The organism is Streptomyces recifensis (genome assembly GCF_002154615.1).
In the GTDB taxonomy this organism is placed as follows: domain Bacteria; phylum Actinomycetota; class Actinomycetes; order Streptomycetales; family Streptomycetaceae; genus Streptomyces; species Streptomyces griseoluteus.
On record NZ_MUNH01000246.1, the window covers coordinates 1 to 19,891 of the forward strand.

A 19,891-nucleotide genomic window follows, 5' to 3' on the forward strand; every position below is an offset into this window, starting at 1 on the left:
GCCGGACCTCCGCGTACTGCTCGGCGATGCCGAGGAAGTCCCCGTACTCGGGCATCCCCATGTGCGCGACGATCAGCCGTAGCTTCGGGTGTCGCGCCAGTACCTGTGCGATCGGCTCGGGGCCGGTGTGTTCGCCTGGGGCGGGACCGGAGCCGCAGTGGATCACCACGGGGACCTGGGCCTCGGCCAGCACCCCCCACGCCCGCTGGACAAGTTCGTCGGCCGGGTCGTAGGCCCCTACTTGTACGTGCGCCTTGAACACGCGCGCGCCCGCTTCGACGGCCTCTCGAACGTACGCCTCGACACCCGGCTCGGGGTAGAGGGTGGCGGTGTGGAGACAGTCGGGGTTGCGGTGGGCGAACTCGGCGGCCCAGCCGTTGAGCCAGCGGGCCATGCCGGGCTTGTGCGGGTAGAGCATCGAAGTGAACGCCCGCACACCGAACTTGCGCAGCACAGCAGCGCGTTCCGCCTCCTGCTGCCGGTAGCTGATCGGCCACTCCAGTCCGCCGGTCAGCGGCCCCTGCGCGTCGAAGTATTCCCAGACCTTGTGCAGGACGCGCTCGGGCATGAAGTGCGTGTGCACGTCGATCAGTCCCCGAAGGCCGAGTCGGTTCCAGAAACGGCGGACCTCACCGGCCTCTTCATCCAGGGCCACGTCGCTTGTCGCGCCTCGCGAACCTGTGCGACTGACAGGTGCCATTCGGTGATCGTTCACGTCTCCCACGATCAGCCCTGGCGACGGGGTGGGTCCAGCCCTCGTCCTACTGACGGCGTGAGTGATCGGTCACCAGGGGCGCTGATCTCGCGACTTGCCTGGGATCTCGGTGCGAAGCCGCTGATCGCCCGCCGCGGCACCGAGCAAGGTTCCGACCTGAGCACCCAACGCTGGTTTGTGAAGCGCGCGTTCGCCCACCCGCACTGGTTCCGCCGCCTGCGGGCCCGCTGGGAGATACGCGACGACATCCACGAAGCCTTCCTCGCCCTCGGCTGTGTGTCTACTCCCTGTGACCGTTGCTCTTGTGAGAACTCCTAACGCACTGAGTTCAGGCGCCGTTTGGCAGGGAGCCCGGAAATCGCGAGGGTGCCGCCCTGGAAGGCCGGGTTTTCCAGCTTCCCTGACGGCGCGTCGGCCTGGGCACACCCCTGGACGGTGCGTCGACCGGAGGCCCGTGAAAGACCCGGTGTGAATGGCTTGAGTTGACCCTGTCGGGCCGGTGCGGGGCTTCCTACGATTCCCTCGCCCCCTCCTTCACAGGTTTCACACAGTTTCTTCAAAGTTGAACGGAGGGTCGAAGTCCGAACCCCCACCCACTCAACCGGGAGAAACCATGGCTGGTGGACTCCTCCTGAGCGGCGCCGTAGCCGCTCTCCTCACCACCGCGCTACCCACCCAGAACCCGTCCTCCGTGTTCGACGACCCGCCTCCGGACAAGATCGTCATCGACGTGGCGACGGTGAACGGCTCCGGCTGTCCGGCCGGTACGGCCGCCGTGGCGGTGTCGCCGGACAACACCGCCTTCACGGTGACGTACAGCGACTACCTCGCCCAGGCCGGCGGCAACTCCGACCCCACAGCCTTCCGCAAGAACTGCCAGCTCAACCTGGTGGTCCATGTCCCGCAGGGCTTCACCTACGCCGTCGCCCAGGCGGACTACCGGGGCTTCCTCTCGCTCCAGCCCGGCGCGACCGCCACGCAGAAGGCCTCGTACTACTTCCAGGGCTCCTCGAGCACGGTGCCGAGAACCCACCCCTTCGGCGGCGCCTACAACGACGACTGGCAGGTCACCGACAGCACCGACTGGGCCCAACTGGTCTGGGCGCCCTGCGGTGTCCTGCGCAACTTCAACATCAACACCGAGCTCAGGGTGAACGCGGGCAGCGCGAACCCTGGCAAGGTCAGCTTCATGACGATGGACTCCACCGACGGTGACATCAGCACGGTCTACCACCTGGCGTGGAAGGAGTGCCCGAAGCAGTAGTGCGCCACCGGCCGTGCGACGCCGTCCGCCCCTCGGTCGGCGTCGCACGAGGCACCGGAGCCTGTCCGGGAGACGGCTATCACCGGCCCGGTCCGCCATGACGACGCTGTCCTCAATACAGCTGAGCCGCCTGTGCCATTCCCGCCGCGTTCGGCCAACTCCGGGCGTTCGCCCACCCCGCTGCCGGGAGGGGTCAGGCCGGCGGTGGGAGCCGGGGCCGTCGCGCCCCGCATCTGAAGGTCGTCACCGACCGCGCCCGCACCGCCGCAACCGATGACGCGGTGTGAGGGAACCTGTTTACCTCAACCACGACGCGGCCCAGCACCTGGCTGTCCTGGGTCGTACACCACTCCCCCATCTGACGCACGCCCTGCCCACCTCACCCCGCTCGACGACGCCCACGGCATCGGGGCAGCCTCGCGCTGAAAGCCGTTCGAGACCGAGCAGTAGCCGATCCGCACCTGCTGCACCCTCCACCGCAGCCACGGCGCCACCGACACTCCCTCCTTCCGGATACCAGTATTTGGCGGTGACACCGGCGCGCTCGAAGTGGTCCGTGTGGAGGGACCACTGCCCGGATCTGACCCAGCACGGCGCACGACGCAACCCGAGGGCTGCTCAGGCCCCGTCCAAGCCGATGCAGCTCCTCCATCCGGTTCGGGGCCGGGGGTCCGAGTAGGCGACGGTCGTCATTTTCCCGTGCGCGTAGGTGCGGACGCTGACGTGGTCGCGCCCGAGCGATTCAACAGCCGACCGAGCCGTCCCGCATGATGCGGATTCCGTACGGGGGCTGCTCAGTCGCGGCGAGTTCAGCCGCCTTCCCCTTGCCGTCGACCCGGACCAGCTGATTGCCGGCAGCCGCGATCACCCCGTGCTCGACGGGCACCGCGGAGGTGATCTCGCCTCGTGCGGTGGTGTCCGCGACGGTGGCGCCCTTGGTGTCCACCGTGACCAGGCGCGTCCTTCGTCGGCGTGCACCGTACAGCCTGACGCCCCGCAGCACTGCGCCGCGATCACCGCGGCCGATGGTCGAGGGCTGCACCCCCCACCAGTAGCTCCCCGATGAGAAGTTGGCGGGATCAACCCCGCGCGGCTGGTTCCGTCGGCATGATTCCGCCATGAGCCAATGGATCGACTTCCTGACGGGGAACTTCGTCTCGGGTCTTCTCGGTGCCGTGATCGGCGGAGGGGCGAGCATCGGGGGAGCCCGGATGCAGGCCAAGGCATCCGACAGGACAGCACGGGACACAGCAGCGAAGGCAGCAGCGCAGGAGGCATATGACCTTCTGGGCGAGCTGAGGAGCACGCTGGCAGGCAGGGCACCAGTCAGCTCACCCGAGGACCGGGCAGCGTGGAACCGCGAGCAGCGGGCCATGGTCTTGCGCGCGTGGACAGGCGTGAATCTGCTCCCGGAGTCGGAGGACGCTCGTCGCACCCGATGCCGGAAGGTCCTCAGACTCATCGAGCCGTTCGACGATCACGTCACGTGGGACGACTACGTGTTCCTCACGACCATGGCGCTGAGCGACGTGATGGGGAACCTCGGAACGTACGTGAGTGGGCGCCCGGTCCCCGAGCATGACGATGTGAAGGGGCGGATCGAGGCGGAGCGAAAGAGGCGGCGGCGTATGGAACTGGGACGGAGGCTCGTGGCTCTCGAGGAGGAGCATGAGCGGTACGGGCTCAGCCCGGAGGGGCAGCAGCTTGCCGAGGAGATCAAAACCGAACTCGGCGTTCAGCACAGCCGTGAGTTGGCGGCCGAGGAGCTTGCCGCGATCACGTCATGACACCCGTCACGACAGCCGGCGGGTGGACCCCGCGCCACAGCCGTTTCTCCGCGTCGGCCCGCGCGCACCGTCGGTGGCGGCGGTCTGGTCTCGGGGGTGGCGGCGGCGCTGCGGGTGCTCCGCCCCGGCGTCAGGATCTGGGGCGTGGAGACCGAGGGGGCGAAGGCGATGTCCGAGACCTGGCGACGGACGGGGCGGTGCCGGTGGCGCTGTCGGCTGTCGGCTGTCGTGACGACGCTGAGCGCCCCGTCCGTGTCGCAGTTGACGTATGGCCAGGTGGTCGCCCCGCTCGCGGAGATGCTCGTGGCGCCGGACCGGGATGCGGTGTGAAGATGTCTCGACCTCGCCGAGCACCTCAAGGTGGGGGCCGAGTCCGCCGCCGGGTGTCTCCGGCCGGCCGCCCGGCGGGGAGTGGAGCGGGGCGCTCCTGGGGCATGGTTCGAACTGGTGGTGTGCCGGGGGCGATGCGACTGGCGCGGACATCGGCTCCAGGGCGGAGCGATTCGGGCTGCGCTGAGGACGGAGGAGGGAAATCGCTTGCGCCCGGGGGCCGGAATTCGGCCGCCGATCCTGTGTGCCGGGGGTAACCACCAGGCCGGGTCCCGGATTTGACCGCTGGAATCCCGCGGCGCACTCGGACGGGGCATCCGTGCCCGGACGGCACAGGTCATTTTCCGTGGTCCTCCCGGTATGGGAGGCCACCGTCCGGCGCGGGCCGGCGAACCTTTGGCGCGAGGGGAAGCCCGTGCCCGCACCGTGCGTCTGAATTTTTTCGCACACTTGCTCACCGCAGCCGAAGAAAAGGCAGGAACGGCCGTCTGGTCGCCCATTCTTTGAACGCACGCCCCCGCCACCCCCGTACCAGAGGGAAAGGTGAGAACCAGGGTTTCAGCGAGGGATGACCATGGGCAAGGCGCACGTCTCCGCACACGGTTTGATCGCCGGACGCTACCGGATCCTCGAGGTCGTCCACCGCGAGACGAACCGCGTCTGCTGGTACGGCGAGGACGTCGAGGCGGAGCGCCCCCGTCTGCTGACGCAGATCGGCCTCCCGGAAGGCACTGACGAGGACACCGCCCGCCGCATCACCGCTCGCGTCCTGCGGAGGTCCGAGACCGTGGGCCTACTGCGGCCGGGCCGAGTTGCCACAGTCGTCGACGCGGTCACCGAGGCCGGCACGCTGTGGACGGTCGCCGAGTGGCTCGACGGCACGCCGCTGGGCCAACTCATCACCGAGAAGGGCATGTTCTCGTACGTACGCACCGCCCGCATCGGGCTGGAACTGCTCGACGTGCTGGAGGCCGCGCACGCCGAGGGCATCACCCACGGCGAGCTCAGCCCCGGCCAGGTGTTCGTGCGCGCGGAGGGCGGTGTCGTGCTGGCCGGTTACGGCTTGGTGGGGGCGACCCTGGCGCCGCGGCTCACCGCGCCGTCGTACGCCTCCCCTGAGCAGGCCCGGGACGAGCGCGTCGGGCCGGCGACCGATCTGTGGGCGCTCGGCGCGATCCTGTACACGATGGTCGAGGGCCGCTCACCGTTCCGCGACCGGGGGCTCTTCGAGGCCACGCTGAGGAGTGTGGACCGGCTGCCGTTGCGCAACCCGCTGCGGGCCGGGCCGCTCGCACAGGCCGTACAGGGTCTGCTCCGCAAGGACGCACGGGAGCGGCTCTCCGCTCCCGTGGTCCGTGACGCGCTCGCCCGCGCCCTCAGGGAGGATCCCGGCACGGTCGGCGCGGCGCCGCCCCGGCCCCGATTGCGCGGTGTCTGCGCCGCGGCCCGGCACGCGGGCCGGTCCTGGAGCCGGCGCACCCTGGCCGCGGGCACGGCCCTGGCCGTCGTCACCATCGGTCTCGCCGTCCTGGCCGCGACCCACCGGCTGCCCGGCACCGGCTCCGGGGGCTCCTCCGCCGCCGGCACGGCGAACCGCCCTCCCGCCTCCGCCACCGCATCGCCGCCGGGCGGGAGCGCCGGGGACGGTCCGTCGCAGCCGCCCGCGACCGCCACGCCGCCGGCCGTGCCGTCCGGCTACCGGCTGTACCGGGCCCCGGAGGGGTTCTCCGTCGCCCTTCCCGCCGACTGGTCGCGGGTGCGCACCACGCGGGTGCCGGGTCCGGCCTACCGGGTGACGTTCGGCGCGGGCGGCGACGCGCGGACCCTCGCGGTCACCTACAGCGAACGCGTCGGGCCGGATCCGGTAGCCGTGTGGAGGGACGAGGTCGAGCCCGGCCTGAAGCGGACGGGCGGGTACCGGCGGGTCGGTGAGATCCGGGCGACGACGTATCAGGGACGCAGTGCCGCCGACATGGACTGGCTCTCCGGGACCGGCGAGGACCGGGTGCGCACGTTCGGCCGAGGCTTCCTCCTCGGCGGCCGGCGCAGCTTCTCCCTGCGGTGGACGACTCCGGCCGCCGACTTCGGCACGGCGGTGAACCGGCAGGCGCTGAAGGTGTTCCTCGCGACGTTCCGGCCAAGGCAGGACTGATCCGCCATGTTCGGCTGCCTCCGGCGGGAAGCGCACGTCGGAGGCACGACACCTGGTGGAAGCCAGACGTAGGTGCCGTGACTCACGTCTTCCACCAAGCGGATGATCATGGCACCCTTCACCCGTTTGCGGACCGGAAAAGCGCCGGGCACACAGCCGGGGCGGCCACCCCGGGACACACCCCAGCAGGAACAACACCGCAGGTGGGCGGGGGGTCACAGGGAGAGACGGCGGCGCGGACACCGGATGCCGGGCGCCCGGTGCTCGGCTCCGGCACGGCCGTGGCGGAGGTGACCGTCACGCACATGGGCCAAACTGTGAGCCCCGGCCCGATTCCGGCGGGCCGGGGCTCACACTAGGTGCTCGGTTACGGCCTAGTAGTCGTCGTGGTGGCGCTTGACGACACGGAAGCTCGCCACGACACCCTTGTCAATGTCGAGGCCCTCGACGCAGCCCGGCTTCACGCCGTAGCTGGAGCTGTGCGGGCCGACGGTGGCGATGGGAGCGCCGTTGTCGCAGACGGCCCCGCGGAAGACCTCGACGGCCTTGCGGCTCTCGTTGCGGATGTTCAGCGACTTCGCGCCCAGGCCGCTGACGACCGTGATGCAGTCGCCGGGGTGCGTGGAGTAGGACCGCTCGTTGATCTGGATGTGGCCCTTGTAGTCGCCCCCGCCCTCGTTGTTGTCGTCGTCGTCCCGGTCGTTGCCCTCGTTGCCCTTGCCCTCGTTGCCCTTGCTGTTGCTGTTGCTGTTGCTGTTGCCGCCGGCGTTGCCCTTGGCGGTCCCGCCCTGCCCGCTGCCGCCGGTTACGGCGGCAACGGCGGCCGGGGCCTCCTGGGGCGCCGAAGCGGACGCGGCCGAGGCGTACGTGATCCCGGTCGCGGCCATGGCCGCGGCAGCCGACACAGCAGCGGTGATCACGGTGGAACGAAGCTTCATCTCACTATCTCCTGTCGTACAGAGAGGGCGCCGACCCGTCGGACCGGCTTGTGGATGAACTTACCTATAGCCGACATGACCGGCATATCGGAAGATCGGGACTCAGCTCCAAACAGGGCATTCTTCAGGCCTTTTGCGAGCATTGACGAGCTATCAAATGTGCAATTTATAAGGCAGATTGACATACAATTAGGCTTTCCGGGTGACATTCTGACGCCTTCTCACTCGCGCAATCACGGCGCGTCGCTGCGGACCCGATCAAATGAGCCGTGTTAGGCGGGGCCGCGCCGGAACTCGCTGCGCGACCGACATGCTGCTCGCCGCGGGAAGGGCCCGTACCCAACAACTGCCGCCCTGAAGCGACTTGGGACCTTCCCAGCGCGAACGGGGAGCAGTGGTGCAGGCGGAATTCGGCAGGGGAGACCGGGGACCATCCCCATAGGCGCGGGGGCGACATGCCCGGCCGGCCCGCCGGGGCGCACGTGTGTCGCGGGTCCGCCGCGCCAAGCGTCCCCGCACGGCACCGCCTTCCCGCTCTGCGCACGATCGGCCTCAGGGGAGCCCCCTCCCGGCACCGTCGACACGGGACGGCTCCGGATGCGCTAGGGGTGTAGGACGATCTTTCCCACGTGGGCCCTGCGGGCCAGTTCCTCCTGCGCCTGAGCAGCCTGGTCCAGTGGGAACCTCGCGGCGATGACGGGCGTGACCTCTCCCTGACGCGCAAGGTCCATGAGGAGGTCGAAGTGCGCCGGCGTGTGCATCGCGGAGCCGATGATCTGGGCATTGTGCAGGTAGAGACGGCGCGCATCAAAGGTCACGGTGTATCCGCCGAGTGCGCCCGCGATGACCCACCGGCCGCCTTCGCGCAGCAGTGGGAGCCCCTCGCTCAGCAGATCCCCGGCGACGACGTCGAGTGCGACATCGATGCCGTCCGGGGCGGCGGCGCGGATCTGCTCGGCAACGTCTCGTGCGCGGTCGACGACTGCGTGCGCGCCGGCTTCGCGTACCGCATCGATCTTGGATGCGCTGCTGATGGCGAGCACCCGCGCACCGCGCGCCCGGGCGATCTGCACCAGCGCGATGCCGACGCCGCCGGAAGCTCCGGAAACCAGGACGGTCTCTCCCTTCCGCAGCCGGCCCCGCTCGATCATGCCCAGCGCCGTGCCGTAGGCGGTCGGCAACGTCGCGAGCTGGTCGTCCGAGAGCGGGGATGTCGTCACGTCATGCACCCGCTCCGCCGACGCGGTCACGTACTCGGCGTACCCGCCGTCGCGCTCGCTCCCCATCAGGCCCACGGGGTTCGCATCCGGTCCTTCGGCGTCGTAGACGGCGGGATCGACGATCACTCGGCGACCGACAAGGCGCTGGTCCACGTCACCGCCGACCGCCACGACCCGGCCGGCCACATCGGCGCCCTGGATGCGCGGGAAGTCGACGGGGCCTCGCCAGCCCGACAGTGCTTCCGGGTCTCCCGGGCGGCCGTAGGCACCCTCCCGGGTCCACAGGTCGGTGTTGTTCAGCGCCACCGCGCTGATCTGGACCAGCACCTCTCCGGCCTGCGGAGTGGGCACGGCCGTTTCCGTCACCTCGAGAACCTCCGGACCGCCGTGCTTTGAGATCCGAACCGCGCGCATGGTCTCGGGTACGCCCATCACATGAACCTCCTCCAACGTATACTGATCTGTGAACATAACCTCTGCTACACCGATCAGTGAAGGGCGTCCGGTGCAGGAAGCGCGGACCATGACACCGGCCGGGCGCCGCATCCTCGCCGCGGCCGAGGAACTGTTCTACAGCCGCGGCATCACAGCGGTGGGCGTGGATCTGATCGCCGAGCAGTCAGGCGTGACCAAGCGAACCCTGTACAACCAGTTCGGTTCGAAGGACCGCCTCGTGGCGACCTACCTGGCGGAACGTGACCGGCGCTGGCGGTCCCTGGTCCGCGCCACAGTCGACACGTGCGAGCGCCGCGTCGAGGCCGTCACCGCACCCTTCGACGCGCTGCGGACCTGGAGCGAGACCAACACCCGCGGGTGTGCGTTCATCAACGCGCTGGCCGAACTCCCCGACCCCTCACATCCCGCGCACCGCATCGCCGCGAACCAAAAGCTCTGGCTGCTGAACCTGTTCGAGGAGCTCGCGGTCGCAGCCGACTGCTCGGACCCCGTCACCCTCGCCACCCGACTCTTCGTGCTCCACGAAGGCGCTCTCGCCACCCAGCCGCTCCCGATCGACACTCTCTCGGAGACCGCTGACCTGGCACGAGCCCTGGTGCGGGCCGGCGAACGCCCCCATCGGTAAGACGGCGGCCCAGAAGGGACGCAGGAGATCCACAGGTCCGCGCAGGTCGCGGCGGCGTCGCGAAGAGGCCGGCCTACATCTGGAGTCGACCATCCCCCGCTGCAGTGGGGGCAGCCGAAGCGAGCGCCTCCTGTCCGATGCACGTCCACTAGGATCGCCACTTGGGGGGTGGTGGCGTGTCCATGAGGAACGAGCGATGGTTCGTGGCGATCGCTGCGGCGCTGCTGCTGGCAGGTTGCGGCGGCGGCACTCAGATCGACACCGGGAACGGCAAGGCGGTGCCCCTCACAAAGGAACAAACACGAAAGACGTTGCCGGATAGTGGGGCCATGACGGGCTGGAAGCCCTCCATCCGGCCCGCGAGCGTCAAGATGGACAAGCTCTACCGATCAGCGGCCTGCCCCATCAAAGACAACGCGGGCTGTGACAGCTCCCGCTTCTACGGCACGTCAGCCTTCCGACGTGACGACAGTGCCGCCGTCACCACCTTCCTGATCGTCGCCTACGACAGCGAACAGGCCGCCCGCGAGGCGTACGACGTGCTCTGGAACTACTACGGCAAGAAGACGGGACCGCGGGCCAGGAGATTCAGCCTCGGCCCGATCGGTGAGAAACGCGACGCCCGGATCGGCCCCTCCGGCTTCCACGGCGAGACCGGCGCCATCACCCAGGTCCGGGTCGGCACGACGCTGCTGTGGACCGTGACGGATTCGACCGGCAAGGACAACAACGCCGTCACCGAGGACAGCGCCCGGGACCTGGCCACGCTGCTCGCCAAACGGGCACGCCAAGCCCAGAACGGTGACACGCCGTCAGTCACACTCTGACTGCCGCACACGAGTGAGGCGCTCAGTCAGCCCCTCGCGGCGCCGAGCCGGATGGGCCGCCACGTCGAAAATAGTAGCCATGAACATAATAGCCATGTAATCTATTTGCCATGAGCAAGGGTTCCCCGGGCCCCACGCCCGGTTTCCTGGTATGGCGGCTCGCCAACAAGTGGCGCGTCGCGGTCGATCGCGCGGTGGCTCCGCTGGGCCTCACCCACGCGCAGTACTCGCTGGTCGCGTCGCTGCACGGCATGCAGCGCGCCGGCGAGCGGCCCAGTCAGCGCCAACTCGCCGACCACACCGGCCTGGAGGCGCTCTACGTCTCGAAGCTGGCGCGGGCCCTGGAGTCGTCCGGCCTGATCGAGCGCACCCGCGATCCCCGCGACCCGCGCGCCGTACAACTCGCCCTCACCCGGCAGGGCCAGACCGTGACGCGGCAGGCCATCGCGGTAGTCCAGGAACTGCATCAGCAGCTGCTGGAGCCGCTCGGCGGTCTCGACGCCCCGCGGACACGCGCACTCACCGACGAACTGACGACTCTGCTCAACGCACCTCTCACTCCCCCCGCACCGAACAACAAGAGCACAGAGGGGACAACACCATGACCACCACCGCATCCACCACCGCACCCGTCGCCGACGCCCGCGCCCTCGGCCTGGCCCACTACGCCGCACGGGGCGTCCTGGAACACGTCCTGGCACAGCACGGCATGACGTTCCAGCAGCAGGTCGTCCTGCGCGCGGCCCTCACCGCCGACGCCCCGCAGACGCCCCGCAGACGCCGGACGATCTCATCACCCAGGTCCAGGGCTCCCTCAAGGCCGATCCGGCCGACCTCCGCGCCACCCTCGACGAACTCCTGGCCAAGCAACTGCTCGTCGCGGACGGCGCACACCTTCGCTCCACGGACGCGGGCCACGAGTTGCTCGCCGCCGTCGGCGCGGAGACCGCCCCCATCAGCGCCCGGATCTGGGGCGGGATACCCGCCGAGGATCTGGCCGCCGCCGGCCGCGTCCTCGCCCTGGTCACCGAGCGCGCCAACACGGAGCTTGCGGCGCTGACCGCCTGACCGCCCGACCGCCCGACCGGCGCCGACCTCGGCCGGCATCTCCCGCCACCGATGAACTCCCGCTTCACATCGGCCAGTCGCTCCCGCGTGATGGGCGACGGTTCACCAGAACACGTCATGCGGCGCCCCCCCCCCGGATGGATCACGATTCGATACGCGCCCTAGCCGTCGTGCGTACGGGCGTCGGCCATGTGCGGAGCGGCGTCCGCCGAGAGGTGCTGGATCTGAGCATCCGCGCGGGCACGGGACCGGCACAGAGGGGTCACCGTGTTGACCACCACCTCATGGAGCAACGGCTGTCCCCCAATTCACCGCCCTATCGCGTGAGCTCGGCCAGAAAGGCATCCAACGGCTGAACGCGTCCGGGGAGAACTTTGCGAAGGTCCCACCAGACGATGGCCGCGGTCTCCTCGTTGGGCCGAAAAGCGCGGACTTGGGAACAGTGACCCGCGAACACGGCCAGATATTCGGTGCGCCTGTCTGGCGCCAAGACGAAGCGCGCGTATCCAACCAGCCGCAACGGCGCGTCAGGTTCCTGCCCGCTCTCCTCCAACAGCTCTCTCCCAGCCGCCTGATGAGGCAATTCACCTTGCTCGATGCGCCCGCCAGGCAGCTCCCAGCACTAGCGGTATCGATCGAAGACCATGAGAACCCGGCCGCCTCTCCAGAGAGCAACCACTGCCGCCGGCAGCGGTGCGTCCCCCGGCGGCATACTCTCGACTCCCCGAGCGAAGGAGATCAGGGCATTGCCACGGTCATCGACTGCAAGCGGTTCATCCCTGGAACTGGCCACGTCCCGATGCTTCCCAGCTCCCGGCTTCTGGACGCTCGCCCTCGAATGCAATGCCAGCCTGACTTGGCCAGTCAGTCCAACCGGGCAGCCGTGAACAGCTCGTGGTGAGCTGCGGGGGCCGCGACCTCACCGAAGGGATGGTCGCTCGGCAGGGACAGGCGCATGAACATGCCGGACCGGTACTCGTTCAAGCTGTCCGAGCCGCCGGCTGGATGCGCCCGCTGCGCGACAAGGACGCCGCCAACGACGAGTGACGTCGCCCGCCGGCTTGTCCTGACCGTCACCACCGCGGCCAAGATGACCGCGCCCGCCGGAACCCCGCAGGCGGGTACGGGAGTTGTCACACCGACCGGAGGTGTGACAACTCCCGTACCCACTCGACCTCCCGGCGCCGGGCGGGTCACTCGCTGTCGGACGGACCCGGATTCTCCACGTGTGAGAGCCAGGTGGTGAGCAGTCCTTCGAGTGCTTTGGTCTCGGCGGGCGTCAGCAGGCTCAGCAGGCGGCGTTCGTTGCGCATGTGGTCGGTGAACGCCTGGTCGATCAGTTCGCGACCAGGCTGGGTGAGGGCCACGATCCGGCCACGCTGGTCGTCGTCGGAACGGCGGCGGGTGACGAGTCCGGCCCGCTCCAGCCGGTCGATCCGCTTCGTCATCGCGCCGGTCGTGACCATGGTGTGTGCGGCGAGTTCGCCGGGCGCGCGCTCATAGGGTTCACCTGCGCGGCGCAGTGCGCACAGGACGTCGAACTCTCCCTCGGTGAGTCCGTAGCGTCCGTAGACGAGGCAGAGTTCTTCGGTGAGGTGGTCGGCCAGGCGGTGCAGCCGGCCGATCACGCCCTGCGGGGAGATGTCGAGGTCGGGCCGCTCGCGGCGCCAGTCGGCCTGGATGCGGGCCACGCGGTCCAGCGGTTGCGGGGTGTCCATGCGCCCCACAATACCTTCCCGGGAAGCTATATTGCCTTCCATGGAAGCTAATCTGCGGTGGGTGGCACTCACCGCTGTCGCACCGGTGGCCTGGGGCGCGAACTACTACGTCACCCATGGATTCCTGCCGCCCGACAGCCCCCTCTACGGGGCGGCGCTGCGAGCGCTGCCCGCCGGTCTCGTCCTGCTGGGGTTGTGCAGGCAGCGGCCGCGCGGCGCCTGGTGGTGGCGGTCCGCGGTGCTCGGGCTGCTCAACGTGAGCGTGTTCTTCGTTCTCGTCTACGCCGCCTCCCACCTCCTGCCGACGAGCATCGCCTCGACCGTCATGGCGGTGTCCCCGCTGGCGATGATGCTCATCGCCTGGGTCCTGGTGTCCGAGCGGCCCGGCATGGCCCACCTGGCCGGCGCCACGATCGGGCTCGGCGGAATCTGCCTGATGCTGCTCACGGGGGCGGGAAGAATAAGCGTGCCGGGCATCCTCGCCTCGGTCGCGGCCATGCTCGTCTCGGCCTTCGGCCACATCCTGACCAAACGCTGGAACGACACGGGTACCGACGTGCTCGCCTCGACAGCGTGGCAGCTCACCGCCGGAGGACTGTTCCTGCTGCCGGTCGCCGCAGCCGTGGAGGGCCCTCCACCCGCGCTCTCCGCACCGGCGATCCTCGCGTTCGGCTACGTCGCCCTCGTCGCCACCGCACTGGCCTTCGTCGCCTGGTTCACCGGGCTACGCCACCTGCCCGCGGGAACCGTGGGCCTGGTCGGACTCCTCAACCCCGTCACCGGTGTCCTGCTCGGCACGGCCGTCGCCGGGGAGGTGCTGACGTTCCAGCAGCTGTGCGGGCTGGCACTCGTTCTGACCGGAGTCGTCCTGGGACGGCCCACACGCGCGGGACGACGCGGCGGCGTCAGGTCCCTCTCCAGCCCGCACCCGACAAGCGACCCGCCCGTGAGTCCTCCACACGCAATCGCCTGTGAGGATGAGGGGACACGGGAGGACGGAGCGGCGCCGGCAGTCGGCCCGGGACGAGTGAGCAGACGGGGAGGGGTCCCGAGGGTTGACGGGTGAGGCCGGGTGGCGTCTCATCGTGAAAGGGCGCCAAAACGGGGAGTCACAAGATGGCGACAGAGGGGCACGACGGTCCTGGGGCCGATCCCGCAGGCGACGAAGCCGGCCCGGAGGTCAGCACTCGGAAACTTCGGTCGAGTCAGAGCAGTTGGGCTGCGGACAACGTACCGCTGATTGTCCTGGCTCTCGTCGTGGTGGTGCTGGGGATCATAGGCGCGGTGTCCAACGACAGCGTCACCTGCCCCGGCGGAGCCACGAGCTGCAACGTTCCCTGAAACACCGCCAGTGGCGGCACGGCACGCATCAGCAGTACGGGAAACACGAGCGGTGGTCCGCACTGCTCCGGCTTGAGCCTCGCAGAAAGTTGCCGCCCAAACACTGGTCCTGGCGGCTCCAGTGGCAGCCTCAGCGCTTGCGGTCGGGGCACCACTGGTAGGCCCCCGGCGCTGTCTCAATGACTTCACTGGGCCAGGTCTGCCTCACCCGCTGCAGATCTTCCTGATGCCTGTGGACCCAGTTCTCGTCCGGACGGATTCCCAGGAGTGTTGTGAGACGATCCGGATCTTCGACCGTCACCGACAGCCAGCCGTCTTCGTGCATGTGAAGAGTGAGGCTCAGGCCACGGTCTCCTCCGACGGCGGCTTGCCGGCCCGGGACGAGGTCGGCCAGGTCTTGCTGCCAGGCGTCGAGGTCGTGCTGGAAGAGGAGGACGTCCAGCCGGGCGTCGATGAAACTGGCGGACACAAGCACGTCGGCGCGCAGGATGTCGTGGCCGGTCAGTATGCCCGGCTGGAAGCGGCCAGTGACGCGCACGATGCAGCGGTTCCCGTCTGCGTCCTCCAGGTGGATCAGATCCACCTGGGCAGGTCCCGTCATCGGGTACTCCGTTTCCTGAAGATGAGGTGAGCTTGCATCCTCTCTCAGGCCGGCACGCGCTTCGGCAGGCGTCATGTCCCGCGCCCGTATCTCCCCGTATTCCTTCGGGTGCTTCCGGTCCATCTCCTCAAGCCGTACCGGCGACTTGCACCCAGCCGCGGTCGCCTTCAGGCCCTGAGCGGCATCGACCCCGTACGGCTGCTCCTAACCGGCCGACGCCGGTCGCGGCGATGACTTGCGCAACAGTCAAGAGTTGTCGATCGGCTGAGATGCTGACGCGTACTTGCGTTCCAGCAGTGTGACCGTGACGCCGGGCGCGATCTGACGCTTGCCGACAGGCACGAATCCGCGCCGTCGATAGAGCTCGACCGCGGGCAGGTTGCTGGTTCCCGTGGAGACGACGGTCAGCTCCGCGGGCTCGATCGAGTCCAGAGCGTCGAGCAGTGCCGTTGCGACGCCACGGCGATGTGCGACGGGATGGACCACGAGGCGGCAGATGTCCAGAGCATCGTTTGGCAAGCGGATCCAGGCGACCGCTCCGACAAGTCTCCGCCCGTCACGGATTCCGAGGAAGGACTCGTCACTTGCGCGCAGTTGTTCAAGGGTCTCGTGCAGGGGCGGGATGCCGTCGAAGTCGATGAGCCGGGCTTCGACCGCGTAGGAGGCCCGCTGAAGGTTCCACAGTTGACGCAGGGTGTCAGGATCGGACAGGTCGAGCCGAACCGGTTCAGTAAAGGGTCGGTGGGATTCAGTGGCGGCGTGCCGTTGGCCGGTCATGCCGTAATCCTTTCAGAACGCTCGACCAGGACGCCGTTCTCTCACCGGACGCCCGCGCGGTCCAGGGGCACCAGGTGGGCACCGGTGATCGCACGCCAGCGTGCCTGGGCGGGTACGACGAGCTTGAACACCGTCACGAGGGCCGCGGCCGGGCCGCCGGCGCCGCGGGTGACTTTGGTGCGGAGCCCAACCGTGGAGAACGTCGGCTCGGAGGCTTCACATGACCGCCGCGCCGCTGGTCTGCCGGTCAGCCCTGGGCGGGGACGCATTCCTGCCTGCCGACCGCCGGTATGAAACAGGCTTGCAGGCCGGAGAGGTCGCCGGCGTCGATCATGGGTGTGAAGAGGGGGTCCTCCGCATCGAGGGCGTCGGCCACCTCGACCCGTTCCACGGCACCGCCGGGGGCCGACAGCTCGAACGCGTCACCAGCGCGGGTGTTCCACCCCAGCGCCCACGCAGCGTGGCACCGCGTGCTGAGGACGACCACCAGGCGCGCCCCGGTGCGGGTCCGGTACGGCGAGTCCAGTCGCCGGGTCTGCCCCGGCACCGCGCAGCCCATCATCTCCGGGTCCTCGTCCGTGCACGTCTCAGCGCGGCATCCCGGTGCCGGCGCCGCGGAAGGTGCGGTTCGCCCCGCGGCGTCCTCGGTGTCCGTGCCGCGGGAGGCCGTCAGCCAGGTGGCAGCCGCCAGCGTGACCCCGCATGCCGCCGCGGCGAGCGCTCGTCGCCGCCGGGTGTTCCAGCGGTGTGCGGGGCGGTCCGCGGTCGCCGCGCCGCCGTCCGGCCGGTCGGGGGGCGGTGACGGCGCGGCCGACGTCCTGTGGCGGCCGCTCCACTCCATCTCCGCCAGTTCCCACAACGCCAGCAGTCGTCCCGGCGGCTCTCCTGCCATGGCGCACAGCGCCTCGACGACCTCACGGGGCGCGAGCTGCCTGCCGTTCAGGTAGCGCGCCCACGAGGACTTGCTGTAGGCAGTTCGCTCGGCCAACGCGGTCAGGCTCAGGCCGGTCCGGGACTTGAGATCTTGCAGCGCCCTGGCCAGTCGCGTGCACGCGGGCGTGGCGGTCGGGGGTGCGGTACCCGTCATTTCCGCAGTACCTGCCAGGTCTGGGGGCCCACGACGCCGTCGGGCGGCAGGCCGGCCCTCTGCTGCAGGCGTTTGACGGCCCGTGTGGTCCTGGGTCCGATGACGCCATCGACGCCACCCGGGTCGAACCCGTGGTAGCCCAGCAGACACTGTGCCTCCACGACGTCCCAGCCCGGACCGGACAGCAGTGCGGTTCGGGTGCCGCTGTAGCGCGCGGACAGCCGGCCGTTCTCCCGGCGCACCGAGCAGGGATAGGTCTTTCCCGCCTGGTACGTGAAGGCGCCGAGGGAAGCCGGTGCTGCGTTGTGCTGGGCTGTAGCCGCGCCGTTCCTCCCGTCTCCGCCGTCCTTCCCCGGCGCCGCGATCAGCACGCCGGCGAGGACCGCGCCTAGAACGACGGCCGCGCAGACACCGATGAGCACCACTCGCCGCCGCGCGTTCTCCGGTTCCGGTGTGTCCGCGACCGGTGCCGCGACGGTTTCCTGGTTCCAGGCCTCCTCGGCGAGTTCGTGGAGAACCAGGAGCCGTGCCGGGTCGACACCGCTCACCCGCGCCAGTTCCGCCACCGCCTTCCGGGGCGGAAGGGCCCGCCCGCTGAGGTAGCGCTCCCAGGATGAGCTGCTGTAACCGGTCTTGGTCTGGAGCGACGCGAGGCTCAGCCCGCTGCGGTCCTTCAGTCGGCGCATCTGGACGACCAGGTTCCGCACCCGTTCGTCGAGTGAACTCGGCAATTCCTTCCAGCGCGGCATGTTCCACTCCACACCCGTTGTGCCCTTGGAGGCGTGCTGCTCGCCCCTGGCCAGTTGTTATACGACTGTCCCCCGCTGCGGCAGGTCATCCGCCCGCCGTACAGCGCGCGTTTCGGCCAGCCCTCCATCCGCCCGACGTGCCCCGCGGCGTCCCACGGCTTCGTCATGCACGAGGGCAACTGCGCAGGTCAGAGGGTGGAACGGTCCACAAGTACGTCAACCGGCGGCGGTCGCTGGGAGGGGGCGGAAATGTCCGGCAATGTCGGTGGTGCAAGCCGGGCGGCCCGGTCCACCCCGCGCCGCCCCCACCGCAAGACGGCACTCCTGAAAGAGAAGAGGACATGACAGCAAGGACTCGTGTGATCGTCGCCGCTGGGACCGCGGCGCTCGCCGGCGGCCTGGCCGTCGGGGCCCCGGCGGTCCAGGCGGACGCCTTCGCCCCCGCGACCGCCCACACCGCTGCGGCGCAGGCCCACGCCCAGGCCCCGCTCCGGGCCGCGAAGTGGCACACCATCTGGCAGTCGAAGTTCAAGCCGCGGCACTCCAAGTGGGTCTCGGGCGCGTTCGGCGTCCACGCCTACAACGCGACCGTGAAGTACCAGTGCTGGAACGGCGGCGACGGCACCAAGGCCAAGGCCAGCCTGGTCGAGGCCGATTACCCTCACCGCACTCTGGCCACCCATTCCTCCGCCTACTGCAACGGCACCTGGTGGACCTTCAAGACCACCAAGGTGAGGCCCAACACGCCCTACAAGGTCGTCGTCCAGCAGAACCACGGCCGCACCCACACCGAACAGGTCGGCGTGTACGAGTACCGCTGACCGCACCTGACCGCACGGCACCGCGGCACCTTGCGCGGCGGCCGGCGGGCAGGCAAGCGCCCGGCCGGTCCACTTGCCACCGCAGGTGGGCCGGTCGGCCACCCCTCGGGGCCGGGCGGGGCAGGGGCGCGCGGTCTTGCCCCGCCCGCACCGGCCGTACGGAGAACCCGGTCATCGCGGTCGACGTCCGGCTCGCCACGCACCCGTGGCAGGGGTGGTCGTTCTCGGCGGGCTGGGGCACAACGCTCCGTCAGGAGTTGCAGCGCCCCGGCCCGGACTCCGCCTCGGCGTCAGCCACCGGCCATGGATGTCCACCGGCTGGCCGCCGGGCACGCGGATGCGCGGACCGCACCGCATCCCCGGCGCGAACGCACGTGGGCCTGGGGTTCAGGCGCGGTTGGTCGTCAACGGCGCCGGTTCGGGCACCGAGCACCGGACGCACTCAGCTCACGTGCGTGGAAGGACGTCGAGTGCGTCGGGGTACTGCGCAGGGCTCCGGGGACCGTGATGATCCCCAAAGTGCTCATCGTGCGCCTGAAGGCCGAACGGGCCCGGCCAACCCAGACCGGGTCATGGAGGTCGGGTCACCCGGCGCGCTGGGTCGTCTCTCCCGCCTGAGCGGGTACGGCGGGCAGGGCGACGGTGCAGGAAGCGCAGCGTCGGGCCTGAGCGGGTACGGGGCTGAGGCATTCGGGGCAGTCCCGTTTGGGCGCCTGGACGTCCTGGTGCGGGGCGAGGCGCTCGTGGAGCTTGTTGATCGGGAGCACGACCAGGAAATACAGGGCGGCGGCGAGGAGGAGGAAGCTGATAGCCGCGTTGATGAAGGCGCCGTAGGGAAACTTGGTGGCGCCTACGGTGAAGGTCTTGCGACTCATGTCGCCGGTGGCACCGGTCGCCAGTCCGACGAGTGGTGTCAGGAAGGCGCTGACGAAGCCGTTCACCACGGCGGTGAAGGCTGCTCCGATGACGATGCCGACGGCCAGATCGACCACGTTGCCGCGCAGGATGAAGCTGCGGAAGCCCTTCAACTTCTCACTCCTAAGAAGCTCTTGACGTCGACGGGCGGCACCGGAAGCGCGGTCGGTCCACCCCTTCACCCCGGATGCCCTGCCACCCCTCACCCATGCCGACACGGTCGACCCTTGCGAACAACGTCCGCCCCGTCGTGCCTCAGCATCCTCACAATTTGCTGAGACAGCGCGGGCTCAGCCCGGTGAAGGGAGTCATCCACGCCGGCTGCGTAGCCTTGATCACAGCAGTCACGGCTGGTGTGTGGGTCAAGGTGCCAGCGCGGTGGCCACCTGAGCCAAGCGATCGGCTGACAAGGCGAAGAGGTTGGTGGGGTTGCGGAACGAGTACTCGCCATCGTTCACGGAGAATCCGTGCCCGGCTGCCGTCCAGCGCGCTGGACCGGG

At 69.4% G+C, this 19,891-nt stretch carries 22 protein-coding genes and 3 pseudogenes; 10 read left to right on the forward strand and 15 right to left on the reverse strand.

Annotation, left to right across the window (positions count from 1 at the left end; all coding sequences use genetic code 11):
- Positions 1-700, reverse strand: a 700-nt coding sequence (locus CCN33_RS14835; protein ID WP_086694114.1) for an amidohydrolase family protein, incomplete at its 3' end; no start/stop codon positions are given.
- Positions 701-1,328: 628 nt separating this feature from the next.
- Between CCN33_RS14835 and CCN33_RS14845 the strand changes: the two genes are divergently transcribed.
- Positions 1,329-1,979 (forward strand): DUF4360 domain-containing protein, encoded by a 651-nt coding sequence (locus tag CCN33_RS14845; protein ID WP_086694095.1) that lies wholly within the window; start codon positions 1,329-1,331, stop codon positions 1,977-1,979.
- A gap of 742 nt (positions 1,980-2,721) precedes the next feature.
- Here CCN33_RS14845 and CCN33_RS14850 read toward each other — a convergent pair.
- A complete protein-coding gene (locus tag CCN33_RS14850) occupies positions 2,722-2,925 on the reverse strand; it encodes a hypothetical protein (protein ID WP_086694096.1) in 204 nt (67 codons plus the stop codon).
- Between the two features lie 172 nt (positions 2,926-3,097).
- On the opposite strand from CCN33_RS14850, the gene CCN33_RS14855 reads away from it, so the two are divergent.
- The 3 genes and pseudogenes from CCN33_RS14855 (at position 3,098) to CCN33_RS14865 (ending at position 6,248) form a co-directional block, all read left to right on the forward strand.
- The gene (locus CCN33_RS14855; protein WP_086694097.1) at positions 3,098-3,766 is read left to right on the forward strand and encodes a hypothetical protein; all 669 of its coding nucleotides are present in this window, start codon (positions 3,098-3,100) and stop codon (positions 3,764-3,766) included.
- A 66-nt stretch (positions 3,767-3,832) separates the two neighbouring features.
- A pseudogene (locus tag CCN33_RS33000) lies at positions 3,833-4,283 on the forward strand (pyridoxal-phosphate dependent enzyme); the annotation flags it as partial.
- 381 nt (positions 4,284-4,664) lie between these two features.
- The gene (locus tag CCN33_RS14865) at positions 4,665-6,248 is read left to right on the forward strand and encodes a serine/threonine protein kinase (RefSeq protein WP_086694098.1); all 1,584 of its coding nucleotides are present in this window, start codon (positions 4,665-4,667) and stop codon (positions 6,246-6,248) included.
- A 374-nt stretch (positions 6,249-6,622) separates the two neighbouring features.
- Here CCN33_RS14865 and CCN33_RS14870 read toward each other — a convergent pair whose 3' ends face one another.
- Both CCN33_RS14870 and CCN33_RS14875 read right to left on the reverse strand, forming a co-directional pair.
- Entirely contained in the window at positions 6,623-7,186 is a 564-nt protein-coding gene (locus CCN33_RS14870; RefSeq protein ID WP_086694099.1) for a hypothetical protein, read from the reverse strand.
- 602 nt (positions 7,187-7,788) lie between these two features.
- Entirely contained in the window at positions 7,789-8,838 is a 1,050-nt protein-coding gene (locus tag CCN33_RS14875) for a zinc-binding dehydrogenase (RefSeq protein WP_086694115.1), read from the reverse strand.
- Positions 8,839-8,929: 91 nt separating this feature from the next.
- Here CCN33_RS14875 and CCN33_RS14880 point away from each other — a divergent pair, with 91 nt between their 5' ends.
- The 3 genes from CCN33_RS14880 (at position 8,930) to CCN33_RS14890 (ending at position 10,919) form a co-directional block, all read left to right on the forward strand.
- Entirely contained in the window at positions 8,930-9,487 is a 558-nt protein-coding gene (locus tag CCN33_RS14880) for a TetR/AcrR family transcriptional regulator (RefSeq protein WP_086694100.1), read from the forward strand.
- Positions 9,488-9,690: 203 nt separating this feature from the next.
- Positions 9,691-10,314 carry a hypothetical protein gene (locus CCN33_RS14885; protein ID WP_244173813.1) on the forward strand — a complete coding sequence of 208 codons (624 nt, stop codon included), beginning with the start codon at positions 9,691-9,693 and terminating at the stop codon, positions 10,312-10,314.
- Between the two features lie 110 nt (positions 10,315-10,424).
- Positions 10,425-10,919, forward strand: a complete 495-nt coding sequence (locus CCN33_RS14890; protein ID WP_086694102.1) for a MarR family winged helix-turn-helix transcriptional regulator — start codon at positions 10,425-10,427, stop codon at positions 10,917-10,919.
- Between the two features lie 58 nt (positions 10,920-10,977).
- Here CCN33_RS14890 and CCN33_RS33800 read toward each other — a convergent pair whose 3' ends face one another.
- On the reverse strand, positions 10,978-11,208 hold the full coding sequence (locus tag CCN33_RS33800; RefSeq protein WP_425275845.1) for a hypothetical protein: 231 nt from the start codon (positions 11,206-11,208) through the stop codon (positions 10,978-10,980).
- Between the two features lie 27 nt (positions 11,209-11,235).
- Here CCN33_RS33800 and CCN33_RS33805 point away from each other — a divergent pair, with 27 nt between their 5' ends.
- Positions 11,236-11,382 carry a hypothetical protein gene (locus tag CCN33_RS33805; protein WP_425275846.1) on the forward strand — a complete coding sequence of 49 codons (147 nt, stop codon included), beginning with the start codon at positions 11,236-11,238 and terminating at the stop codon, positions 11,380-11,382.
- 161 nt (positions 11,383-11,543) lie between these two features.
- On the opposite strand, the gene CCN33_RS33525 is transcribed toward CCN33_RS33805, so the two are convergent.
- The 3 genes from CCN33_RS33525 to CCN33_RS14910 all read right to left on the reverse strand — a co-directional run bounded on the left by CCN33_RS33525 (position 11,544) and on the right by CCN33_RS14910 (position 13,100).
- A complete protein-coding gene (locus CCN33_RS33525; RefSeq protein WP_279628174.1) occupies positions 11,544-11,675 on the reverse strand; it encodes a hypothetical protein in 132 nt (43 codons plus the stop codon).
- A 23-nt stretch (positions 11,676-11,698) separates the two neighbouring features.
- Complete coding sequence (locus CCN33_RS33810; RefSeq protein WP_086694103.1) at positions 11,699-11,995, reverse strand: NUDIX hydrolase; 297 nt, start codon at positions 11,993-11,995, stop codon at positions 11,699-11,701.
- A gap of 580 nt (positions 11,996-12,575) precedes the next feature.
- A complete protein-coding gene (locus CCN33_RS14910; protein WP_086694105.1) occupies positions 12,576-13,100 on the reverse strand; it encodes a MarR family winged helix-turn-helix transcriptional regulator in 525 nt (174 codons plus the stop codon).
- A gap of 52 nt (positions 13,101-13,152) precedes the next feature.
- Between CCN33_RS14910 and CCN33_RS14915 the strand changes: the two genes are divergently transcribed.
- Positions 13,153-14,166 carry an EamA family transporter gene (locus tag CCN33_RS14915; protein WP_086694116.1) on the forward strand — a complete coding sequence of 338 codons (1,014 nt, stop codon included), beginning with the start codon at positions 13,153-13,155 and terminating at the stop codon, positions 14,164-14,166.
- Positions 14,167-14,571: 405 nt separating this feature from the next.
- Here the strand turns inward: CCN33_RS14915 and CCN33_RS14925 are convergent, their stop codons facing one another.
- The 5 genes and pseudogenes from CCN33_RS14925 to CCN33_RS14945 all read right to left on the reverse strand — a co-directional run bounded on the left by CCN33_RS14925 (position 14,572) and on the right by CCN33_RS14945 (position 17,655).
- Positions 14,572-15,165, reverse strand: a complete 594-nt coding sequence (locus tag CCN33_RS14925) for a DUF5959 family protein (RefSeq protein ID WP_140394549.1) — start codon at positions 15,163-15,165, stop codon at positions 14,572-14,574.
- Between the two features lie 123 nt (positions 15,166-15,288).
- Entirely contained in the window at positions 15,289-15,819 is a 531-nt protein-coding gene (locus CCN33_RS14930; RefSeq protein ID WP_086694108.1) for a GNAT family N-acetyltransferase, read from the reverse strand.
- Positions 15,820-15,860: 41 nt separating this feature from the next.
- Positions 15,861-16,028 (reverse strand): annotated as a pseudogene (locus tag CCN33_RS14935) (IS256 family transposase); the annotation flags it as partial.
- A 38-nt stretch (positions 16,029-16,066) separates the two neighbouring features.
- On the reverse strand, positions 16,067-16,906 hold the full coding sequence (locus CCN33_RS14940; protein WP_086694110.1) for a helix-turn-helix domain-containing protein: 840 nt from the start codon (positions 16,904-16,906) through the stop codon (positions 16,067-16,069).
- Positions 16,903-17,655 carry a peptidoglycan-binding protein gene (locus CCN33_RS14945; RefSeq protein WP_086694111.1) on the reverse strand — a complete coding sequence of 251 codons (753 nt, stop codon included), beginning with the start codon at positions 17,653-17,655 and terminating at the stop codon, positions 16,903-16,905. The genes CCN33_RS14940 and CCN33_RS14945 overlap by 4 nt, the downstream gene beginning before the upstream one ends.
- A 341-nt stretch (positions 17,656-17,996) precedes the next feature.
- Here CCN33_RS14945 and CCN33_RS14950 point away from each other — a divergent pair, with 341 nt between their 5' ends.
- Entirely contained in the window at positions 17,997-18,476 is a 480-nt protein-coding gene (locus CCN33_RS14950) for a hypothetical protein (protein ID WP_140394550.1), read from the forward strand.
- A 584-nt stretch (positions 18,477-19,060) separates the two neighbouring features.
- Here CCN33_RS14950 and mscL read toward each other — a convergent pair.
- The gene (gene mscL, locus CCN33_RS14955) at positions 19,061-19,504 is read right to left on the reverse strand and encodes a large conductance mechanosensitive channel protein MscL (protein ID WP_086694113.1); all 444 of its coding nucleotides are present in this window, start codon (positions 19,502-19,504) and stop codon (positions 19,061-19,063) included.
- Positions 19,505-19,608: 104 nt separating this feature from the next.
- Positions 19,609-19,739, reverse strand: a pseudogene (locus CCN33_RS33005) (IS5/IS1182 family transposase); the annotation flags it as partial.
- Positions 19,740-19,891: the final 152 nt, after the last annotated feature.

Bases quoted from the DNA above. Each gene is read 5' to 3' on its own strand.
- CCN33_RS14845 (WP_086694095.1), top strand. From the start codon at position 1,329: ATGGCTGGTGGACTCCTCCTGAGCGGCGCCGTAGCCGCTCTCCTCACC.
- CCN33_RS14855 (WP_086694097.1), top strand. From the start codon at position 3,098: ATGAGCCAATGGATCGACTTCCTGACGGGGAACTTCGTCTCGGGTCTT.
- CCN33_RS14865 (WP_086694098.1), top strand. From the start codon at position 4,665: ATGACCATGGGCAAGGCGCACGTCTCCGCACACGGTTTGATCGCCGGA.
- CCN33_RS14870 (WP_086694099.1), bottom strand. From the start codon at position 7,186: ATGAAGCTTCGTTCCACCGTGATCACCGCTGCTGTGTCGGCTGCCGCG.
- CCN33_RS14875 (WP_086694115.1), bottom strand. From the start codon at position 8,838: ATGGGCGTACCCGAGACCATGCGCGCGGTTCGGATCTCAAAGCACGGC.
- CCN33_RS14880 (WP_086694100.1), top strand. From the start codon at position 8,930: ATGACACCGGCCGGGCGCCGCATCCTCGCCGCGGCCGAGGAACTGTTC.
- CCN33_RS14890 (WP_086694102.1), top strand. From the start codon at position 10,425: ATGAGCAAGGGTTCCCCGGGCCCCACGCCCGGTTTCCTGGTATGGCGG.
- CCN33_RS14910 (WP_086694105.1), bottom strand. From the start codon at position 13,100: ATGGACACCCCGCAACCGCTGGACCGCGTGGCCCGCATCCAGGCCGAC.
- CCN33_RS14925 (WP_140394549.1), bottom strand. From the start codon at position 15,165: ATGGACCGGAAGCACCCGAAGGAATACGGGGAGATACGGGCGCGGGAC.
- CCN33_RS14930 (WP_086694108.1), bottom strand. From the start codon at position 15,819: ATGACCGGCCAACGGCACGCCGCCACTGAATCCCACCGACCCTTTACT.
- CCN33_RS14940 (WP_086694110.1), bottom strand. From the start codon at position 16,906: ATGACGGGTACCGCACCCCCGACCGCCACGCCCGCGTGCACGCGACTG.
- CCN33_RS14945 (WP_086694111.1), bottom strand. From the start codon at position 17,655: ATGCCGCGCTGGAAGGAATTGCCGAGTTCACTCGACGAACGGGTGCGG.
- CCN33_RS14950 (WP_140394550.1), top strand. From the start codon at position 17,997: ATGACAGCAAGGACTCGTGTGATCGTCGCCGCTGGGACCGCGGCGCTC.